Annotated in this window: 2 protein-coding genes; one reads left to right on the forward strand and one right to left on the reverse strand. The window is 66.9% G+C overall.

Annotated features, from left to right (window positions below; all coding sequences use genetic code 11):
* The first annotated feature begins 218 nt into the window (after positions 1-218).
* Positions 219-686: an Hsp20 family protein gene (locus HUU95_RS11955; protein ID WP_174280310.1), complete on the forward strand. Its 468-nt coding sequence runs from the start codon at positions 219-221 to the stop codon at positions 684-686.
* A 725-nt stretch (positions 687-1411) separates the two neighbouring features.
* Here HUU95_RS11955 and HUU95_RS11960 read toward each other — a convergent pair.
* A complete protein-coding gene (locus HUU95_RS11960; RefSeq protein WP_174280311.1) occupies positions 1412-3046 on the reverse strand; it encodes a CTP synthase in 1635 nt (544 codons plus the stop codon).
* Between the last annotated feature and the right edge of the window lie 168 nt (positions 3047-3214).

Genomic DNA, 3214 nt, shown 5'->3' on the forward strand with positions numbered 1-3214 from the left:
ACGGCGACGCCGTCGATCCCGTCCGACGTCACGGCGCGGCTTCGCCGCGACGCCTCCCTCGCCCGAAAAGAGCAGCGACACCCCGGCCGGGCCCGCTCTTGACCCCCGCCCCACCCTCACCATCTCTCGCTCAACGCGGCGCCGATACGGGCCGCGCCGGGCGCCGTGCTTCGGGCGGCGCTCCTCCACCATCACATCGCTCATATGAGGATCTGATCATGCGTCTCGACCTGACCCCCTATCGCCGCTCGACGATCGGCTTCGACCGATTGTTCGACCTGTTGGAGACCAGCGCCCGTGGCGCCGTGTCCGACAACTACCCGCCCTTCAACCTGGAGCGCGTCGCCGACGACCGCTATCGCATCACGCTCGCGGTGGCCGGTTTCACCCGCGACGAGATCGAGATCACCGCGCAGCAGAACCTGCTGCTCGTCGCCGGCCGCAAGGACGACAAGGCGGGCGCTGGTGACTTCCTGCACGTCGGCATCGCCAACCGCTCGTTCGAGCGCCGCTTCGAGCTGGCGGATTTCGTGCTGGTGGCCGACGCCCGGCTCAACGACGGCCTGCTCGTCATCGACCTCGTCCGCGAGGTGCCCGAGGCGATGAAGCCCAAGACGATCAGCATCAAGACAGGCGCCCCGCTCGCCGCCGTGGAGAACGCGGGCGACGAGGCGAAGGCCGCCTGATCAAGCCAGCGTCGCTCCTCCTAGCGACCGCCTGAGAGGCGCCTCGGCCAATAGGTCGGGGCGCTTCTCTCATCAATTGCAGCTAGTGATGTCCTTGCCTCAGTCGCTCTAACCCGTCCCAGCCATCTAATCCGCTCCATAAGACCGGAGGTTGGAGAGTTCTTGGGTCGATCAGTTCAGCCTCGTCCAGCGTCGCTTCCATGCGACCAAAGTTGCAAGGTGCGCAGGCGACGACCACGTTTTCAGGGCTGCTGTCGCCGCCTCGTCCGTTCGGCAGCACGTGATCAAATTGGAGCCACATGCACTGGAAGGCAGCGTGTTGCTCTACATTCCTAGTGCCCCAACGTACCGCAGCAGGGTACGACTGCGAAGCTAATGTACGAATTGCCGGATCAATCACTGGTATGCCGCAGAAGCGGCAATGGTGGCCATCCCGCGCGAGGATGAACGTTCGATCGGCTAGTGTCGGCATGCGGGGGCGCGGACGGGCGTTCGCCGGTAACAGTGGCGGTGAACCCGAAATAGTTTTGAAGCGGTACCGCTCCTTTGCACCTTTGCCCCAAGCTCGATCGGTATAGGCCCAAACAGCCGGATCGTTTGAAGCTGCGAATAGCCGCTCCGCTTCGTCAAACCGACCGGCAAGATGAGCATCCACGGCAGCGTTGAGGCGTTCGGCCGCTGCGAAGATCTCCGGGATCGGGTGGGCGAGAGAGCGCCGCATCGGTTTACACCAGCCGGCTCTGCCTGACCGCCGCCGCGATGAAGTCGCGGAACAGCGGGTGTGGTGCGAAGGGCTTGCTTTTCAGCTCCGGGTGGAACTGGACGCCGACGAACCAGGGATGGTCCGGCCGCTCGACGATCTCAGGCAGCGTGCCGTCAGGCGACAGGCCGCTGAACACCAGCCCGCCGCGCTCCAGCGCCGCGCGATAGCCGGTATTCACCTCGTAGCGGTGGCGGTGGCGTTCGCTGATCGTGGTCTCGCCATAGATCGAGGCGACCACCGAATTGCCATCGAGCCGCGCCTCGTACGCGCCAAGCCGCATCGTGCCGCCCAGATCGCCCTGCGCCTCGCGCTGCTCCAGACCGTCGCGGCCCATCCATTCGGTGATCAGCCCCACGACCGGCTCGGGCGTCGGCCCGAACTCGGTCGAGGACGCCTCCGCGATCCCCGCCAGGTCGCGCGCACCTTCGACACACGCCATCTGCATCCCGAAGCAGATGCCGAAATAAGGCACGCGCCGCTCGCGCGCGAAGCGGACGGAGCGGATTTTGCCCTCCGCGCCGCGTTCGCCGAACGCGCCGGGCACCAGGATCGCGTGGCACGGCTCCAGAGCGGCGGCGACGTCGGTCTCCTCGCCCTCGAACAGCTCGGCGTCGATCCAGCGGATGTTGACGCGCACCCGGTTGGCGATGCCGCCATGGACCAGCGCCTCGTTCAACGATTTGTACGCGTCCTGCAGCCCGACATATTTGCCGACCACGCCGACCGTCACCTCGCCTTCCGGGTTGGTCAGTCGGTCGACGATGTCGGTCCAGCGCGACAGGTCGGGCTTGCCGTCGGGCTCGATCCCGAAAGCGCGCAGCACCTCCTCGTCCAGCCCTTCCGCATGATATTGGAGCGGCACCGCATAGATGCTCTTCGCATCCAGCGCGGGGATGACGGCGGACGCGGGGACGTTGCAGAACAGCGCGATCTTGGCGCGCTCGCTCGCCGGCAGCGGATGCTCGCAGCGGCAGACCAGCACGTCGGGCTGCACGCCCAGCGCGGCGATTTCACGCACCGAATGCTGCGTCGGCTTGGTCTTCAGCTCGCCGGCGGCCGAGATGTACGGCACCAGCGTGACGTGGACGGACACGGACTGGCCGCGCCCGCCCTCGTTCCTCAGCTGCCGGATCGCCTCGATGAACGGCAGCGACTCGATGTCACCCACCGTGCCACCGATCTCGCATAGCACGAAGTCGAGGTCCTCCGTCTCTGCCCGCGCGAACGTCTTGATCGCGTCCGTGACGTGCGGGATCACCTGCACCGTCGCGCCCAGATAATCGCCGCGCCGCTCGCGCTCGATGATCTGCTTATAGATGCGCCCCGACGTGATGTTGTCCGTGCTCGCCGACGCGACGCCGGTGAACCGCTCGTAATGGCCCAGGTCCAGGTCGGTCTCCGCGCCGTCGTCGGTGACGTACACCTCGCCATGCTGGTACGGGCTCATCGTCCCCGGATCGACATTGAGATAGGGATCGAACTTGCGGATGCGCACGCGATAGCCGCGCGCCTGGAGCAACGCGGCGAGGCTGGCGGCCATCAGGCCCTTGCCGAGCGAGGACACCACGCCGCCGGTGATGAAGATGAACCGGGCCATGGGAAGGACCGCCTAGCTGGAAGTGGGCGCGCGCGGCAAGCGCCCGCGCATCACGCGAGCGACGAGCCAACGGAACGGGAGCTTACCTCGCGAGCGGGACCGCACCGTTGTCGGCCGGCTGCGCGGGGGCGGTCGCGTTAGGCGCGGCGGCGGGCGGCGCGCCCGGGT

The sequence above is a fragment of the Sphingomonas bacterium genome (assembly GCF_903643065.1).
Taxonomy (GTDB): Bacteria; Pseudomonadota; Alphaproteobacteria; order Sphingomonadales; family Sphingomonadaceae; genus Sphingomonas.